The 16,902-nt window shown below is 48.3% G+C and carries 17 protein-coding genes; all 17 read left to right on the plus strand.

Annotation, left to right across the window (positions count from 1 at the left end; genetic code table 11):
* Positions 1 to 23: 23 nt before the first annotated feature.
* The 17 genes from AAIH57_RS19210 (at position 24) to AAIH57_RS19290 (ending at position 16,822) form a co-directional block, all read left to right on the plus strand.
* Positions 24 to 998: a polyprenyl synthetase family protein gene (locus tag AAIH57_RS19210; protein ID WP_175397849.1), complete on the plus strand. Its 975-nt coding sequence runs from the start codon at positions 24 to 26 to the stop codon at positions 996 to 998.
* 154 nt (positions 999 to 1,152) lie between these two features.
* Positions 1,153 to 1,596 carry a nucleoside-diphosphate kinase gene (ndk, locus tag AAIH57_RS19215; RefSeq protein ID WP_175397850.1) on the plus strand — a complete coding sequence of 148 codons (444 nt, stop codon included), beginning with the start codon at positions 1,153 to 1,155 and terminating at the stop codon, positions 1,594 to 1,596.
* A 24-nt stretch (positions 1,597 to 1,620) separates the two neighbouring features.
* Positions 1,621 to 2,412, plus strand: coding sequence for a CheR family methyltransferase (locus tag AAIH57_RS19220; RefSeq protein ID WP_430022656.1), 792 nt, complete (start codon positions 1,621 to 1,623; stop codon positions 2,410 to 2,412).
* Positions 2,413 to 2,655: 243 nt separating this feature from the next.
* Entirely contained in the window at positions 2,656 to 3,825 is a 1,170-nt protein-coding gene (gene aroC, locus AAIH57_RS19225; protein ID WP_175397852.1) for a chorismate synthase, read from the plus strand.
* Between the two features lies 1 nt (position 3,826).
* Complete coding sequence (aroB, locus tag AAIH57_RS19230) at positions 3,827 to 4,924, plus strand: 3-dehydroquinate synthase (RefSeq protein ID WP_430022657.1); 1,098 nt, start codon at positions 3,827 to 3,829, stop codon at positions 4,922 to 4,924.
* A gap of 2 nt (positions 4,925 to 4,926) precedes the next feature.
* Complete coding sequence (aroH, locus tag AAIH57_RS19235; RefSeq protein ID WP_175397854.1) at positions 4,927 to 5,304, plus strand: chorismate mutase; 378 nt, start codon at positions 4,927 to 4,929, stop codon at positions 5,302 to 5,304.
* 510 nt (positions 5,305 to 5,814) lie between these two features.
* Positions 5,815 to 7,386, plus strand: a complete 1,572-nt coding sequence (gene trpE, locus AAIH57_RS19240) for an anthranilate synthase component I (protein WP_175397855.1) — start codon at positions 5,815 to 5,817, stop codon at positions 7,384 to 7,386.
* A gap of 86 nt (positions 7,387 to 7,472) precedes the next feature.
* The gene (gene trpD / locus AAIH57_RS19245) at positions 7,473 to 8,495 is read left to right on the plus strand and encodes an anthranilate phosphoribosyltransferase (RefSeq protein ID WP_430022728.1); all 1,023 of its coding nucleotides are present in this window, start codon (positions 7,473 to 7,475) and stop codon (positions 8,493 to 8,495) included.
* Positions 8,485 to 9,276, plus strand: a complete 792-nt coding sequence (gene trpC / locus AAIH57_RS19250) for an indole-3-glycerol phosphate synthase TrpC (RefSeq protein WP_430022658.1) — start codon at positions 8,485 to 8,487, stop codon at positions 9,274 to 9,276. Before trpD ends, trpC begins: the two co-directional genes overlap by 11 nt.
* Positions 9,273 to 10,010 (plus strand): phosphoribosylanthranilate isomerase, encoded by a 738-nt coding sequence (locus AAIH57_RS19255; protein WP_430022659.1) that lies wholly within the window; start codon positions 9,273 to 9,275, stop codon positions 10,008 to 10,010. The genes trpC and AAIH57_RS19255 overlap by 4 nt, the downstream gene beginning before the upstream one ends.
* Entirely contained in the window at positions 10,007 to 11,206 is a 1,200-nt protein-coding gene (trpB, locus tag AAIH57_RS19260; RefSeq protein WP_413035386.1) for a tryptophan synthase subunit beta, read from the plus strand. The genes AAIH57_RS19255 and trpB overlap by 4 nt, the downstream gene beginning before the upstream one ends.
* Positions 11,203 to 12,009, plus strand: coding sequence for a tryptophan synthase subunit alpha (trpA, locus tag AAIH57_RS19265; protein ID WP_430022660.1), 807 nt, complete (start codon positions 11,203 to 11,205; stop codon positions 12,007 to 12,009). The genes trpB and trpA overlap by 4 nt, the downstream gene beginning before the upstream one ends.
* A gap of 77 nt (positions 12,010 to 12,086) precedes the next feature.
* Positions 12,087 to 13,187, plus strand: a complete 1,101-nt coding sequence (gene hisC, locus AAIH57_RS19270) for a histidinol-phosphate transaminase (protein WP_430022662.1) — start codon at positions 12,087 to 12,089, stop codon at positions 13,185 to 13,187.
* A gap of 27 nt (positions 13,188 to 13,214) precedes the next feature.
* Entirely contained in the window at positions 13,215 to 14,309 is a 1,095-nt protein-coding gene (locus AAIH57_RS19275) for a prephenate dehydrogenase (RefSeq protein ID WP_175397861.1), read from the plus strand.
* Between the two features lie 646 nt (positions 14,310 to 14,955).
* A complete protein-coding gene (locus AAIH57_RS19280) occupies positions 14,956 to 15,549 on the plus strand; it encodes an RNA polymerase sigma factor (RefSeq protein WP_095361919.1) in 594 nt (197 codons plus the stop codon).
* Positions 15,546 to 16,184 (plus strand): anti-sigma factor family protein, encoded by a 639-nt coding sequence (locus AAIH57_RS19285; RefSeq protein ID WP_430022663.1) that lies wholly within the window; start codon positions 15,546 to 15,548, stop codon positions 16,182 to 16,184. Before AAIH57_RS19280 ends, AAIH57_RS19285 begins: the two co-directional genes overlap by 4 nt.
* A 38-nt stretch (positions 16,185 to 16,222) precedes the next feature.
* Positions 16,223 to 16,822: a histidine phosphatase family protein gene (locus tag AAIH57_RS19290; RefSeq protein ID WP_175397864.1), complete on the plus strand. Its 600-nt coding sequence runs from the start codon at positions 16,223 to 16,225 to the stop codon at positions 16,820 to 16,822.
* Positions 16,823 to 16,902 lie beyond the last annotated feature (80 nt).

Consider the following 16,902-nt stretch of genomic DNA (forward strand, 5'->3'; position numbering starts at 1 on the left):
AATACGCTGACACGGGTGAACGAATGAAACTATTGGATATTTTCGGATTACTAAAAAAAGACATGGATTACATTGAGAAAGAATTGTATCGCAGCGTTCAGGGAGATCAAAAGCTGCTTAGCGAAACTTCACTTCACTTGCTCAAGGCAGGTGGGAAACGTTTACGTCCGGTATTTGTGCTGCTCGGCGGGAAATATGGTACATACGACATTGAACGCCTGAAGCTAATTGCGGTACCACTGGAATTGATCCATTCAGCTTCCCTGGTACATGATGATGTCATCGACAATGCGGAAACGCGGAGAGGCAAACCAACGGTCAAGTCCAAATGGGACAATCGGATTGCCATGTACACCGGTGATTATATCTATGGAAAAGCACTTCAGTTGACAGCTGGTCTGTCCGAACCAGCCATTCATCGCATTCTCGCCAAGGCGATGGTGCAGATGTCCATCGGTGAGATGGAACAGATTCGCGACTTTTTCAACACAGGACAAAGTGTTCGTAACTACTTGCTGCGGATTCGCCGCAAAACGGCGCTTCTGATTGCAGTCAGCTGCCAGCTTGGTGCTCTAGCCACACGTGCACCGAAACATGTGTCCTCACTGCTCTACACTTACGGATATAATGTCGGTATGGCTTTCCAAATTCAGGACGATGTTCTTGATCTGGTGGGTACGGAGAAACAATTGGGCAAACCTCCAGGCAGTGATATGAAGCAGGGAAATATTACGCTGCCAGTGCTTTACGCTCTTCAGGAACCGGATCTTCGTGAGCAGCTGCTTCACGAGATTTCACGTGTTCAGCGTGAGGAGGGGCGGGCAAGTGCTTCGGATGCAATTGGTATGATTCGCCAAAGTCAAGGAATCGCTAAAGCAGAAGCACTGGCTGACCGATATATGAAGAAAGCGCTCGATGCTCTGGATCAGCTGCCTAATATCAAGACCAACAAAAATTTGCGTGACATCGCACATTTTGTAGTCAAGCGTACTCATTAATAAGTAAACGAATCATGTTGCTTGCTGCTCGGGATTACTCCAAAGACATAGATGTGAGATTCCTCATTGGGAGGAAATGGACATGTATGTTACAATCAAAGTGATTGCGTCTACATAATGAACTAACTTTGAACCGTGAGTGAGGAGTGAGCGTATGGATCGTACATTTTTGATGGTGAAGCCGGATGGTGTGCAGCGTGGTTTGATAGGGCGTATCATTAGCCGTCTGGAAGACAAAGGGTTTAAAATGGTGGCAGGGAAACTGGTCCAGATGACTGAGGATCAGGCCAAACGCCATTATGCGGAACACGAAGGAAAACCGTTTTTCGATGATCTGGTGCAATTTATCACATCTGGACCTGTATTTGCGATGGTTTGGGAAGGTGACGACATTGTGGCACTTGCGCGTATCGTAATCGGCAAAACCAATGTGAAGGAGGCTGCTCCCGGTACAATCCGCGGAGACTTTGCGAGCCATACACCGCATAACCTGATTCACGGAGCTGATTCCCCGGAAAGTGCCTCTCGTGAAGCAGCAAACTTCTTTACTTCAGATGAATTGGTGACGTACGACAAGAGCATCGCAGCCTGGTTGTAATTTATTAGCCAGAAGGGTGATACGATGCTGGAGCAGGAACAACTAGACCCGGATTATGCCGGTTTTATTCGGAAAATCAAAGAGAGCACAGGCATTGATCTTGCTCAATACAAGGAAGGCCAGATGAAGAGACGGCTGACCACACTTCGCAACAAAAACGGGTTTCATACATTTTCTATTTTTTTTGATGCCATGCAAAAGGATAAATCTCTGTTTTACGAGTTTCTCGATCGTATGACGATTAACGTTTCGGAATTTTGGCGCAACCCCAACCGTTGGGAAGTGCTGCGTGACGAGATTTTACCTGAATTGATTGGTCCAAAGCGCCGAGTGAAGGTATGGAGTGCAGCCTGTTCAACAGGCGAAGAGCCATATACACTTGCGATGATCCTCGATACGATGGGAATCCTGAAGGACAGCTCCATTACGGCAAGTGACCTGGATGAAGGTGCGCTGGCCAAGGCCAAGGAAGGGCGTTATATGGAGCGCTCGCTCAAGGATGTTCCGAAAGAGACGGCCAGTCGCTATTTCAAACAGGATGGCCTGGTATATCGAATCGATGAGAAACTTAAAAACTCAATCAAGTTCATGAAGCAAAATCTGCTGCTGGATCCATTTGACGATGGATATGATCTGATTGTGTGTCGGAATGTCATGATCTATTTTACCGAGGAAGCCAAAAACCTGTTGTATCATAAATTTGCAGCAAGTTTGCGTCCAGGCGGCATTTTATTTGTAGGCAGCACAGAACAGATCTTCTCACCCGGACAATATGGTCTGGAGACAGCGGAGACTTTCTTCTATCGCAAAAAATAATTCAAAAGATTTTGATGACCGTCTGGATTGCACGAACAGGTGCCCAGACGGTTATTTACATTTATGGGTTAAGGAGTGAGCACTAGTACCCTCCAACCTGGGTAGCACAACCTGTTCGAAATTCATTTTTGGACAGGAAACGACCGGCTTTCTTGTCAAAGCGGGTCAGCTATACTATAATGAGCAAAGAAATTATGGGATTTTAGCAATGTGCAGTTTAACAGTTTAAAGGGGGAACGTATTATGAGTTTACGTTATTTAACCGCAGGGGAAACGCACGGACCCCAATTGACCGCAATTATTGAAGGATTGCCAAGCAATCTGAATATTGATTTTGAGGAACTGAACTTCCAGCTCCACCGTAGACAAAAAGGATATGGCCGTGGACGCCGGATGCAGATTGAGAAAGATCAGGCTAATTTCGTGGGCGGCATTCGTCATGGATATACAACTGGGGCTCCGGTAGCTCTGGTCGTTCAAAATAATGACTGGAAACACTGGCAGAACATTATGAACATCGAGCCAATTGAAGGCAGTGATGAAGAGAAACGCCGCGTTCATCGTCCTCGTCCTGGACATGCCGATCTGAACGGTGGGCTGAAATATAATCTGAAAGATCTCCGCAATGTTCTGGAGCGCTCCAGTGCACGTGAAACGACGGTACGTGTAGCTTGTGGCGCGATCGCTCGTCAATTCCTGGCCGAGTTTGGAATTAAGGTGGCAGGGCGCGTATTACGTATCGGTGAGATCGAGGCGCCATATCAAGACCTGCCGATCGATGAACTGATTGAAGTCACCGAAGCTTCCTCGGTTCGCGTAACCGATGCAGAGACCGAGAAAAAGATGGAAGCCTACATCGACCAGATCAAGCAGGAAGGCGACTCCATCGGGGGAATCGTAGAGTGTATTGTTGAAGGTGTGCCTATCGGTCTCGGAAGCCACGTACAGTACGACCGCAAACTGGATGCACGGATTGCTCAAGGTGTCATGTCCATTAATGCATTCAAAGGCGTGGAAATCGGTATCGGATTCGAAGCAGGAACGATTCGCGGTTCCCAGGTGCATGATGAGATTATTCACACGGAGGAACGTGGTTACCATCGGGCAACCAATCGTTTGGGCGGATTTGAGGGTGGTATGACCAATGGAATGCCGGTTGTGGTTCGTGGGGTAATGAAACCTATTCCAACTCTGTACAAGCCGCTTCAAAGTGTAGATATTGATACCAAAGAAGCCTTCACAGCTCAGGTAGAACGTTCTGACGCATGTGCTGTCCCAGCAGCAAGTGTAGTAATGGAACATGTAGTCGCATGGGAGATTGCCAAGGCATTCCTTGAGAAGTTCGGTGGGGATTCCATGGAGGAAATTCGCGCGAACTATAACAACTACAACGATCAATTGGAGAACTACTAATATGCGTCAGCTGACAGTTCAGTTGGAGGAACGCTCGTATCCCATTCTGATTGGCAGTGGTCTGCTGGCGGAGGCGCCGCAATTCTTTGAACAATACGGTTTGACGAAAAAAAGTCCGCTGCTCATTATTACGGATGAGAATGTGGCTCCCAAGTATTTGGCTGGTCTGGAACAAACGCTGCGAGCGGCTGACTATACAGTCGTTTCGGCAGTTGTTCCTTCCGGGGAAACATCAAAATCCCTTTCAGTGTATCAGGACATGATGACGATCGCCATTGAAGGCAAGCTGGACCGGAGTTCGGCCATTATTGCATTAGGCGGAGGCGTTGTGGGGGATCTCGCTGGATTCGTGGCTGCTACATATATGCGTGGAATCAAATTTGTTCAAGTACCTACAACGATTCTTGCGCACGACAGCAGTGTTGGTGGCAAAGTTGCCGTTAACCATCCATTAGCCAAAAATATGATCGGTGCATTCCATCAGCCTGAGCTTGTGCTCTATGATGTGGATACACTTCAATCCTTGCCGCCGCGCGATGTTTCAGCCGGATTGTCGGAAATGCTGAAGCACGGGCTGATTCGGGACGAAGCTTTTGCACATTGGTGTGAAGAGCACGCTGAAGAGTTGCTCGGGCTTGATCCGGAAGCACTCGGTTACGGACTCGAACGCGGATGTGGCATCAAGGCGGAAATTGTGTCTCGGGATGAACGCGAAAACGGAGAGCGAGCACTGTTGAATTTGGGACACACCATTGGACACGCCATTGAGGCGATAGCTGGATACGGCGAATTTTTGCACGGCGAAGCCATTTCGATCGGTATGGCCGGATCGGCTTTGCTAGGCGAGAAGCTTGGTGCACCCGCGGGGCTCTATGACGATACGGTGCGCATGCTTCGTTCACTGCGACTACCGGTGACCATGCCGAAACATCTGGATACGGATGCGTTGATGGATGCCATGATGCATGACAAGAAATTCCGTGAAGGACATATGGTCTTCATTATCCCGGATCGGATCGGTGCAGCGAGAATTGTGAAAGACGTGCCCGTATCGGCAGTTCGGGATGTCATTGAATTGCTTAAAGAGGGAGCTGAATAGCGATGGTAACACGGGGAATTCGCGGGGCAACAACAGTCACGCAAAATAATGAAGAACAGATTTTGAAGGAAACGGCGGTATTGCTGCAGGAGATTGTAGACCGCAACGACATTCAACCGGAAGATATTTGCAGCGTCTGGATTACAATGACTGGTGATTTGGATGCAGCCTTTCCAGCGAAGGCGATTCGTCAACTGGATGGCTGGGAACTGGTGCCTTTGATGTGTGCACTGGAAGTACCTGTTCAAGGTGCTTTACCGCAATGTATTCGTTTCATGGTACATGTCAACACGGCCAAAGATCAACATGAAATGAATCATGTATACCTGAATGGTGCGCAGTCATTGCGCCCTGATTTGGCTGCACCTTCAAATTCATAAACATGGAGTGGTTGTCAAACCGTTCTGAATGATGTATAGTGAGAACCAGTTGAGTAGAGTATGAGTTGAGCTGAGAGCAGCTGAGATAGTGGAGTATATAGCAGAGTCCAGCGGGTGGTAGCCGAGTAACAATATCGGCCAACTGATTCGCGGTACGTCGTGCTACAGGATTAGAAGAAACAGGAACCACATATGAAACGTGTCCAGAGACACCGTTTTGTTTTGGTATAAGCTCGTTATGGCTACCTTTCCATTTCACATTTGTAATGGAAATCGTGACGCATGAGGGTTTGTGATACCATTTTCAAGACGTGCTGGTTGGTGGATGTATGACGTTCATACGTGAGACTGATCTGATAATCCGGCGTGGATGTATAGGGACTTGTTATTTATGAAGCACGAACCTGTTGAAAACAGCTTATAAACCAGAACCTCTACCTGATGGTAGAGGTTTTTTTGTTGTATATAACCCATGACTTCCTTCTACCTAATCTGAAAGGACGTGATCTGATGATAACGCCAAACGTTAATCAAGTACTGAAAATGTCGAATGAATATAATCTGATTCCGGTAGTCAAACGGATATTGGCTGACATGGAGACCCCCATCCGAATTTTCCGTCGTTATGCTGACAACGACCGGGCATTTCTGCTGGAAAGTGTGGAGGGCGGCATTCAATGGGCGAGATATTCTTTCATTGGTACCGATCCGTTCCTGATGATTTCGGCCAAAAAGGGCCGGATTGTAGTGGAAGAAGCAGGCCAGAAGCGTGAACTGCCAGGCAAACCGATTGAAGAATTAAAAGCGCTGCTGCGCAAGTATCGTAGTCCCAAAGATGATGAACTGCCTCCATTTACAGGCGGGGCGATTGGCTTTTTTGGATATGATCTGCTGCAGTATTATGAGAAGCTTCCAGCCCATGCCCTGGATGATCTGAATATGGATGATATTCGTTTCATGTTTTGTGACCAGATTATCGTGTTTGACCATGTGAAACAGCAAATGCTGCTTGTTGGAAATGTGCACGTAAAAGAAGGGGCAACGGATGAGGATATCAGGCAAGCCTACGCAGCGACTTCAGAAAAGCTCGAACAGGCCGCAGAGCGTTTGCAGCAGCAAGGACCAGGGGAAAACCTGAATCCGCGATCCATACCGGGAGACGTTGATCTGGGGGATATTCGTTCGAACCTCACGAAGGAACAGTTTATCGGCAATGTGGAGCAAGCCAAGGAATACATTCGTGCTGGTGATATCTTTCAAGTCGTATTGTCCCAGCGCTTCCACATCGATACCGAAGTTTCTCCGCTTCATGTGTATCGTGTTCTTCGGACATTGAATCCATCACCGTATATGTATTATCTGAAAATGGATGACGAAATTATCGTTGGAACCTCACCAGAGGCACTGGTTAAGGTGGACGGGAATCGTGTGGAGACACGACCGATTGCCGGCACACGTCCAAGAGGAGCGACCGAAACGGAAGATCGCGCACTTGCAACCGATTTGCTGCAGGATGAGAAGGAACGAGCGGAACATCTTATGCTGGTTGATCTGGGGCGCAACGATCTGGGCCGGGTATCCAAGTTTGGCAGCGTGAAGTGTGACATGTTCATGGAAATTGAGCGTTACTCCCACGTTATGCACATGGTCTCGAATGTCACGGGTGAGCTCAGGGAAGACAAGGATTTCTTCGATGCATTTCTCTCCTGCCTTCCTGCAGGAACGGTATCCGGCGCACCGAAGCTGCGTGCGATGGAAATTATTGCAGAGCTGGAAAAAGAAGCGCGCGGTGCTTATGCAGGCGCTATCGGATATCTTGGTTTCTCGGGAAACATGGATTCCTGCATAACGATCCGGACCATCATTTTCAAAAAAGGAAAAGCATATGTGCAGGCCGGAGCAGGAATCGTTTGGGATTCGGTACCTGAGAATGAATATGAAGAAACCGTCAATAAGGCGAAAGCATTACTTAAGGCCATTCGTACGGCAGAAGCGATGTTTCCGCCTAAAGAGAAGGATAGCACCCTTACACTTGCCAACGCAGACTATTTTGTAACTTCAGCCACCGCTGCACAGAACTGAGAGAGGAGAGACCGGATATGAATATGAACCCAGTGATAAATGAAGAATCCAAGCGATCTGCATCCGCAGATAGCCAAACCGAAGGGATGAAGGAAGGCATTGCCAAAATTTTGGAGGGCAACCACCTCGAACAGGCGGAAGCACGTGACTTGATGTACTCGATCATGAGAGGTGAAGCTACTCCGGCTCAGATCGGCGGGTTGCTTATGGCTCTTCGAATGAAGGGGGAAACGGTGGACGAAATCACCGGTTTTGCCGAAGCAATGCGCGGACAGGGTGGTCGAATACTTACTGACGGAAGCGGTTTGTTGGATACTTGCGGAACGGGCGGATCGGGTATTCACAAGTTCAATATTTCAACAGCCTCAGCCATTATTGCAGCAGCAGTCTCTGTTCGTGTAGCGAAACATGGCAATCGATCCGCTTCAGGTAAAGCTGGCAGTGCGGATGTGCTGGAAGCCTTGGGTGTCAATATTCATCTTAATGGAGAACAGGCGAGACAATGTCTCGATGAAATCGGCATTTGCTTCTGTTTTGCTCAAGTGTACCACCCGTCCATGAAACATGCGGCTGCCCCGCGCAAAGAGCTGGGTGTACGTACGATTTTCAATATGCTTGGACCTCTCACCAATCCTGCGGGGGCGGATCGTCAACTGCTCGGGTTGTATGACCGCAGCCGCACGCCGATGATTGCTGAAGTACTTAATCGCTTAGGTTTAAAAAGAGCACTCGTAGTTGCCAGTCATGACGGGCTGGATGAAATCAGCATATCCGCACCCACTCAGGTATCCGAACTGCGTAATGGTGAGGTTCATACGTATGACATTGATCCGCGGAATATGGGCTTGTCTCTTCATCCACTTGAAGCAGTTCTTGGAGGAGATGCTCTCCAGAATGCCGAAATTATAAAACGAATCTTCCGCGGGGAACGGAGTGCCTACCGTGATGTCGTTCTTTTAAATGCAGGAGCGTGCATCTACCTGTCAGGTCTTGCAGAGACCATTGCAGAAGGTGTATCCATGGCGGCAGATGCTGTGGATTCAGGCAGGGCAGCGATGAAACTGGAACAGTTAATACACACAACGGAGGCGTACAGTCATGTATCTTGATCGAATCGTAGCAACGAAACAACAAGAAGTTGAAGTATTGGCTCAAACGTTTCATATGGATGAGGCCTTGAAGGCAATCGAAACACTGCCGGCTACTCGTGGGTTTGAGCGGGCATTATCGAAGGAACGGAACCGGAGACTGGGTCTTATAGCCGAAGTGAAGAAGGCTTCACCATCCAAAGGGCTCATTCGTCCGGATTTCCATCCGGTAGAAATTGCCTCCGCTTACGAACGGGCAGGGGCGGATTGCATCTCTGTACTGACAGATGTCTCCTACTTCCAAGGTAGTGGAGAATATTTGCAGGCCATTCATCAGGCTGTAAATATTCCGCTGCTGCGTAAGGATTTTATTATTGATGAGCGCCAGATCGCCGAGGCAAGGCTGCTTGGTGCAGATGCCATTTTGCTAATTGCAAGCATACTGACACCGGAGCAGATCCGTCAGTATCTGTTATTTGCCAAAAGCATTGGACTGGATGCCTTGATTGAAGTACACGATCGCACCGAACTGGAGCAGGTACTGGAGATACCGCAGGCAACTCTTGTTGGAATCAACAACCGCAATCTGAAGACGTTCGAAACCAGTCTGAGTACAACGCTTGATCTGATGGAATTGATTCCGGATGGTGTAACGTTAATCAGTGAGAGTGGAATTGACGGTCCGGAGCGTTTGGAATCTCTAATAGAGGCTGGTGTGCAGGGTATCCTTGTTGGAGAACATCTGATGCGCAAGGATGACGTGGAAGCAGCCGTCTATGAACTGATGGGGCCAAAAGAATGAATACTTTCAAGTATGACGGTACAGGCGGCAGAGATAACAGGCCGCCTAGGGAATCGGCAGCGGCAGTAAAAATTTGTGGACTTCAGGACGTTGAAGTGCTAAAATCGATGATAAACTTGCCGATTGATTACATTGGTGTAGTCTTTGCCGAGTCCCGTCGCCGAATCGAACCGCAAAAGGCAGCCGAGTTAAGAACGGTACTAATGAACTGGACAGCGTTAGAGCGGCCGAAACTGGCGGGAGTATTTGTGAATCCCACGTTCGAAGAGCTCGAAGGTATTATGGAGGTGGCTCGCCTGGATGTCATCCAGTTGCATGGGCAGGAGTCTCCGGAGTTTTGTAGGCATGTGAAGCAGCGCTTTGGCACCGAGGTGTTTAAGGCTCTTTCTTTTCCTAAGCATGAAACGGGAGCGGGAGCGAACGATACTGACGCGACGGTACTCGATCCTTATCTAGGCGTTGTGGATGCCATATTACTTGACACTTATGATCCACTGTACGGAGGAGGTTCCGGTAAAACCTTTGCCTGGGAACGTATCCCCGCTTATGCCGAATGGGCAGTTCAACATGGAATTATGTTGTTTGTAGCTGGGGGATTACAGCCGGAAAATGTAAAGCAGCTGATACAGAACTATGCACCAGACGGCGTCGATGTTTCCAGCGGCGTGGAGTCTGATGGCGTGAAGGATATTGCAAAAATCACAGCATTTGTAGAAAGGGTGAAGCAGGCATGACACATCAATTGCCGGATCAACACGGTCGTTTCGGTCCCTTCGGAGGCCGCTTTGTACCCGAAACACTAATGAACGCTCTAATCGAATTGGAAGAGGCCTACGGTCGTTACTCTCAAGACGAGGAATTCAATAAGGAACTGAATTATTTGCTGAGCGAGTACTCCGGACGGGAGACGCCGCTGTACCACGCGGAACAATTGTCTCGCCATTTGGGAGGACCCAAGATCTACCTGAAGCGCGAAGATCTGAATCACACGGGTGCACATAAAATCAACAATGCGATCGGACAAGGTTTGCTTGCCAAACGCATGGGGAAAAAGAAAGTCATTGCCGAAACGGGTGCAGGACAGCATGGCGTTGCCACAGCGACCGTTGCCGCTCTACTGGGTCTTGAGTGCAAAGTATTTATGGGTGAAGAAGATACAGAGCGTCAACAATTAAACGTATTCCGAATGAAGCTGCTTGGGGCAGAAGTGATTCCAGTGACATCAGGCACACGAACGCTGAAGGATGCAGGTAATGAGGCACTTCGTTATTGGGTTAGCAACGTGGAGGATACGTTCTATGTTTTGGGCTCCGTTGTTGGCCCTCATCCATATCCCATGATGGTGCGTAACTTTCAACGGATTATCGGAGATGAAACACGCAGACAGATTCAGGATATCGAAGGGCGTCTTCCAGACGTTATCGTTGCGGCTGTCGGTGGCGGAAGCAATGCGATCGGCATGTTCTATCCGTTTATCGGAGATCAGGATGTGAAACTTGTGGGTGTTGAAGCTGCGGGCAAAGGTGTGGACACTGAATTCCACGCAGCAACCATGAGTAAAGGGACACACGGCGTATTTCAGGGTTCCATGAGTTATTTGCTTCAGGATGAATATGGACAGGTTCAACCGGCACATTCCATCTCTGCGGGTCTGGATTATCCAGGAGTTGGACCGGAGCATTCCTACCTGAAGGACATTGAACGTGCGAAATACGTACCGATTACAGACCAGGAGGCACTGGATGCGCTGCAATTGCTCAGCCGTACGGAAGGCATTATTCCGGCGCTGGAGTCTGCACATGCTGTTGCTCAGGTCGTTAAACTTGCACCTGAACTTACAGCGGATGATATCGTTGTCATCTGCTTGTCGGGCCGGGGAGACAAAGATGTTGAATCCATTATGAAATATACGGGAGGGAATTTGGCATGAACCTTATGGACCAGGCCTTCCAGCGTTTAAAGGAACAAAATCGAACAGCACTCATTCCATTCCTGACCGTTGGCGATCCCGATGTGGAGACCACAATAGATATTATTAAGGAGCTTGAACAGGCCGGAGCGGACATATTGGAGCTTGGTGTTCCCTATTCTGATCCGCTTGCGGATGGTCCTGTCATTCAGCGAGCATCCGAGCGGGCCTTGAAAAGCCAGATTTCCATTCGTACCTGCATGGAAACAGCAGCCAAAGCACGCGAGGCTGGAGTGAAACTGCCATTTGTGCTGTTTACTTATTACAATCCAGTGCTGCAAACTGGACTCGATCTGTTCTTTGATGAGCTTGTCAAACATGATATCAGTGGCATGATCATCCCTGATCTTCCGATTGAGGAAGCAGAGGATATGCGCCGCCGTGCGGACGCCGCTGGTGTGCATCTTGTTCCACTTGTGGCCCCTACATCCAACGCGCGCATTGAGCGCATCGTGACAGGAGCACGAGGCTTTATCTACTGCGTCTCTTCACTGGGTGTAACGGGGGAGAGAGCTTCCTTTTTCGATGGGGTGGAGAGCTTTATTGAAACTGTAAAAAGTTTTACAGACCTGCCGGTAGCGGTAGGGTTCGGCATATCGAGCCATGAACAGGTGGAACGGTTTTCCCGCATTTGTGACGGAGTTGTTGTGGGAAGCGCCATCGTCCGCCAGGTCGAAGAAGCCATTCCTCTTCTTGGGAATCCCGATACCCGTGAGACCGGACTGTTGCAAATTCGCAACTTTGTGGCACAATTAAAAGGATAGGGACATAACGACGTGTTATATTTCCCGGTACATGTTTCGGCATGTGATTTATAACTTAATTACAGGAGGCGGTCGGGTTGAAACCGAAATCCCAGATTGTCAATCTGCCTGTGTACCAACCGGGCAAACCGATTGAAGAAGTGAAACGTGAACTGGGGCTTGAGCAAGTCATCAAGCTGGCCTCCAACGAAAATCCATACGGCAGCTCTCCTGCCGTACTGGAAGCCATTACGAGAGAGTTGGCCAATGTTAGCCTGTACCCTGACGGCAGTGCGGTAGAACTGACAGGGGTGCTGGCGAAGCATTTGGGCGTGGAACGGAGCAACATTATTTTTGGCTGTGGATCGGACGAGATTATAGCCCTGATTACCCGTGCCTTCTTCCTCCCAGGAGATGAGACCGTCATGGCGGATCAGACGTTCTCCGTATACAAAAGCAATGCTGACATTGAAGGTGCTGTGACGATTGAAGTACCGCTTAAAGATGGAACCCATGACCTGTCTTCCATGCTTGCGCAAATTAATGACAGAACCAAGGTGGTATGGGTATGTAACCCGAATAACCCAACAGGAACGATCATCTCTGAACAGGAACTTACGTCATTTATGGATCGTGTACCTGCTCATGTCATGGTTGTGCTGGACGAGGCTTATTATGAATTTGTAACCGATGCGGATTATCCACAGAGTATATCGTTGCTGGAACGTTATCCGAATTTGGTCATATTACGAACCTTCTCCAAAATTTATGGTCTGGCATCACTACGCATTGGATATGGTATCGCGCGTCCGGAAGTAATCGATCTGATCAACCGTGTCCGTGAGCCGTTCAACACATCGCGTTTTGGTCAGGCTGCAGCAACAGCTGCACTTCTGGATCAAAAATTTGTTCAGGAATGTGCAGAGATGAATGCATCTGAGCGTGATTTCCTGCAAAATGAGTTTACACGGCTTGGATTGCCATACTTTGCTTCGCAAGGCAACTTCATCATGGTGGATCTGGATATGCCATCCAAAGACGCGTTCCAATCCTTGCTCAAACAAGGCATTATTGTGCGCCCTGGCTTCCAAGTCTATCCGACATACATTCGTGTGTCTGTTGGCACACCGGAGCAGAACCGTGCGTTTGTGAAGGCACTGGAGAACACGCTGGCTGAGAAGGCGATAACAAGCCCCTAATTACCGGCGATGAAAGAGTGAGGACCCATGAAACTAAAAATTGCAATGATTGGAGTAGGGCTCATCGGCGGTTCACTCGCGCTTTGCTTCAAAGGCAAGCCGGATGTTACCGTGATGGGCTATGCACATCTGCCTGAACTGAAGGACAAGTACATAGCGAGTGGCGTAGTCGATGACGCTACACTCTCTCTGGAGGAAGCGGTACAGGATGCCGACTTTATTTTTTTGTGCGTGCCGGTAGGTTTACTTGAATCGTATTTTCAACAATTGGCCAAGCTGCCCTTGAAAAAGGGTTGTATCATAACGGATGTTGGCAGTACCAAAGCTTCGATCGCTGCCTGTGCGGAGCATATACGCATGACGGATGCCTATTTCATTGGCGGTCATCCCATGGCCGGTTCTGAGCGTGCTGGCGTGGATGCGGCTTCGGCTGTGCTTTTCGAAAATGCGTACTATGTTTTGACTCCGTCCGCTCATGTCCCGGAAGAGGCTTACTCCCGTCTGTCCGAACTTCTAGCGTACACGCGAGCACAGATCGTTCGGGTTGAACCGCTGCTGCATGATGATATTGTGGGGGCTATCAGCCATTTGCCACATGTCATTGCGGTTGCACTTGTGAATCAGGTGCGCGAATACAACGAATCAAACCCGCTGTATAAAATGCTGGCGGCAGGCGGATTCCGTGATATTACAAGGATTGCTTCCAGTGATGCGATCGTGTGGCGTGATATTCTGCTGAGCAACCGTGAAGTGCTCCTTGGTTTAATGAAGGACTGGAATAACCAGATGTCTGCCTTTACAGAGATGCTGGAGAACCAGAACGGTCAAGGGATAGAAGATGCGTTCCGTCAGGCACGTGAGTTCCGCAGTGTGCTGCCCGAACGTCGTAAAGGCATGATTTCACCGCTGTTTGATTTATATACCGATGTGCAGGATGCACCGGGGATGATTGGTAAGATCGCAACTGAGCTTGGAACACATGATATCAACCTGAGTAATCTGGAGATCATTGAGAACCGGGTTGATGTGCCAGGCATCATGCGTTTGTCCTTCCGTCAGGAAGAGGATATGGAGCGTGCGAAGTCTTTACTGGATTCCCTGGGATACCAGGTATGGGTGTAAGATAGAGGCAAAAAAAGAGGGCCAGAGCCCTCTTTTTTTATGTTGATAGCCCATTGTTAAATGACGTTTCTGAAAAAGGGTAAAAAAAAGACCGCTTACATAAGCGGCCATTGCTCACTTGGAGCAATACAGTTATTGGATAGGAGTGGAGAGAAACCATACTGTACTTTTATTATATGTATACGTTTTCATTTTGTCAACACTTTAAGTGAATTTGTTAAAAATAATAATAACTTACGTTAATTCAGGAAATAAAATCCTTCAACTCAGGTGTGAAAAAAAGATTAAAATTTTGAAACCTTTTTGAATCCTCGTACGTCTAATGAGTGTGCAATGTGCATTTTTGCCAAAATGGATTCTAATGGCGTCATACGAGCGCAATAAATTGCATAAGAATGACAGGTCGGGTTTTTATGATGCACAATAGATTTGCCAGGATGATGCTGACCGTTGTACAATAAATACTGTTAATGTAGAAACGTTGGGGAAATTGCCATTACATAGGGGAATTTGGCGTAGAGGCCTGAAGGGCCCTTACGCTGTTTTATGCGGTGAGAACCGCAACTTTTTTGTGCCTGTTCGGTAATACATGGATAGAGTCGAACGGGGAGAAGCACATGGATGGGCGAGGAGGGGTCGCACTCAAATGACGGATTCCCAGTTGATTCGAGAAATCAAGGAAGGTAACCTGGAGTTATATTCCGAGCTGATGCGTCGTTATCAGCGTAAAATACTGGCTTTCGTATATCATATGTTGAAAAGTTCCAATATGGAGCTGCTTGCGGAAGATCTCTGTTCTGAGACTTTCTATAAGGCGTTCCGCAGTTTGCACTCATTCCGTGAGGTGGATGCTTCATTCTCAACTTGGCTATACACCATTGCGAGAAATACGGTGCTGAGTGAACTGCGCAAGCAGCGCAGTGGAAGCGTTCCTCTTGAAGAGAGTGGTATCGTACCAATTGCTCCTTCCGAGAACGCGCCAGAGCATGCTGTACTGCGCAGTGAGCGGGTAATGCTGGTTAGAGATGCCATTAACAACTTACCGGAGAAGCAGCGTTCTGCCATAATACTCCGTGAATATGATCAACTAGACTACCAGGAGATTGCCAATATTCTTGGGCAGAGCGTCAGTTCTGTAAAATCGTTATTGTTCAGAGCAAGATCAAGCGTAAAAACTCAATTGGAGCCTTATTTCTTCGAACCGGTGTACGAGCCATATGAAGGGATGAAGAACCGATGAATTGCAATGAAGCCCAGGACCTGTTTGCACTGATCTGGGACTTGCCGGCAAATCATCCGCAGCGGATTGTATTTCATGCCCATCTGGATGGTTGTGAGGACTGTTCGCAGCAGTTTGAGGTTTGGGAAGAAGCCCAAATATTGCTGCACAGCATACCGGAACCCGTGACAGAGCAGCAGGCAGAGAGAGTCAATCGCAATGTAATGGACCGCATTTATGCGGAGTCACCATGGCTTTTGCCTGAAGAGGCAAAGGTGAATCGATTCTCTGCTGCGATCCGCAAGCATATGTCTTTGTGGATTGCTGCGTTTCTGGCCATTTTTTTATGCAGTTTCTTGTACATGGCGATGTTTAAGCCAGAAGTATCTGAAGCTGAGCAGAAGCAAAGCGTTGTTTCTACGGGGATACTCGAAACAGCTGTTGCTGGAAGTGATCTGACGGCTTCAAGCATGTACCAGTACAACATGCCAGGGGCAGACAGAGGGAGCATCATTGAACCTTTTGTCGTAAGTATGGGACCTGCTTATCCGGGATACTGGATGGCCTTGTCACTGCTTGCCATAGGCATGGCTCTGTTTTCACTGGGGCGCATGCATCGTACGACGAACAAACGTAAACAAGGTGCACGCGCATAGCTACCTGCCGTTCACCGTATAGAGAAATGAGGGATGAGATGAGGATTGGGCTTATTCGTCACGGTCTTACTGATTGGAATGCTGCAGGACGTATTCAGGGGCAGACTGATATCCCTTTGAATGCAGAAGGGCGTCAGCAGGCAGAACGGCTGGGAAGCCGTCTGTTGACTGAGGAGTATCAGTGGGACTATATCATCACCAGTGGTTTATCCCGTGCGCAGGAGACAGGAGAGATCATCTCTAAACTGCTAAATGTGCCTATGCTTGATCCGGATGCACGTCTGAAAGAGAGAGGTTTCGGTCAAATCGAGGGTCTGACCTCGGATGAACGAATCGCCCGCTGGGGAACAACCTGGGAGACGCTGGATCTGGGACAGGAGCAGATTGTTGATATACAGGCACGGGCTTTAGCGTTCCTGGAGGATCTATGGGCTGCATATCCAAGCAAAAATGTGCTGATTGTGACGCATGGGGCTTTTCTGGCCAATCTGTTATCTGCCTTGTACAAAGACCGCTATACGGAACGAATTGGAAACTTGTCGCTTACTATTCTGGAAAAAGAAAAGGACGACTGGAGTCCCTTGTTATATAACTGCACACGACATCTATCTTTGGATTCGGCCAAACAATCTGAGTAATTGGACTCAGATTGTTTTTTTTTGTTTTCAAACAGCGAAGCTGTCGTTCTATATCATTTCGAGCCTCTCATTTTTCTTCT

The organism is Paenibacillus sp. MABNR03, assembly GCF_050455445.1.
GTDB lineage: Bacteria > Bacillota > Bacilli > Paenibacillales > Paenibacillaceae > Paenibacillus > Paenibacillus xylanilyticus.

Bases quoted from the DNA above. Each gene is read 5' to 3' on its own strand.
- AAIH57_RS19285 (WP_430022663.1), top strand. From the start codon at position 15,546: ATGAATTGCAATGAAGCCCAGGACCTGTTTGCACTGATCTGGGACTTG.
- trpA (WP_430022660.1), top strand. From the start codon at position 11,203: ATGAACCTTATGGACCAGGCCTTCCAGCGTTTAAAGGAACAAAATCGA.
- aroH (WP_175397854.1), top strand. From the start codon at position 4,927: ATGGTAACACGGGGAATTCGCGGGGCAACAACAGTCACGCAAAATAAT.
- trpB (WP_413035386.1), top strand. From the start codon at position 10,007: ATGACACATCAATTGCCGGATCAACACGGTCGTTTCGGTCCCTTCGGA.
- trpE (WP_175397855.1), top strand. From the start codon at position 5,815: ATGATAACGCCAAACGTTAATCAAGTACTGAAAATGTCGAATGAATAT.
- trpC (WP_430022658.1), top strand. From the start codon at position 8,485: ATGTATCTTGATCGAATCGTAGCAACGAAACAACAAGAAGTTGAAGTA.
- AAIH57_RS19210 (WP_175397849.1), top strand. From the start codon at position 24: ATGAAACTATTGGATATTTTCGGATTACTAAAAAAAGACATGGATTAC.
- aroC (WP_175397852.1), top strand. From the start codon at position 2,656: ATGAGTTTACGTTATTTAACCGCAGGGGAAACGCACGGACCCCAATTG.
- AAIH57_RS19220 (WP_430022656.1), top strand. From the start codon at position 1,621: ATGCTGGAGCAGGAACAACTAGACCCGGATTATGCCGGTTTTATTCGG.
- ndk (WP_175397850.1), top strand. From the start codon at position 1,153: ATGGATCGTACATTTTTGATGGTGAAGCCGGATGGTGTGCAGCGTGGT.
- AAIH57_RS19290 (WP_175397864.1), top strand. From the start codon at position 16,223: ATGAGGATTGGGCTTATTCGTCACGGTCTTACTGATTGGAATGCTGCA.
- AAIH57_RS19280 (WP_095361919.1), top strand. From the start codon at position 14,956: ATGACGGATTCCCAGTTGATTCGAGAAATCAAGGAAGGTAACCTGGAG.
- AAIH57_RS19255 (WP_430022659.1), top strand. From the start codon at position 9,273: ATGAATACTTTCAAGTATGACGGTACAGGCGGCAGAGATAACAGGCCG.
- AAIH57_RS19275 (WP_175397861.1), top strand. From the start codon at position 13,215: ATGAAACTAAAAATTGCAATGATTGGAGTAGGGCTCATCGGCGGTTCA.
- aroB (WP_430022657.1), top strand. From the start codon at position 3,827: ATGCGTCAGCTGACAGTTCAGTTGGAGGAACGCTCGTATCCCATTCTG.
- trpD (WP_430022728.1), top strand. From the start codon at position 7,473: ATGAAGGAAGGCATTGCCAAAATTTTGGAGGGCAACCACCTCGAACAG.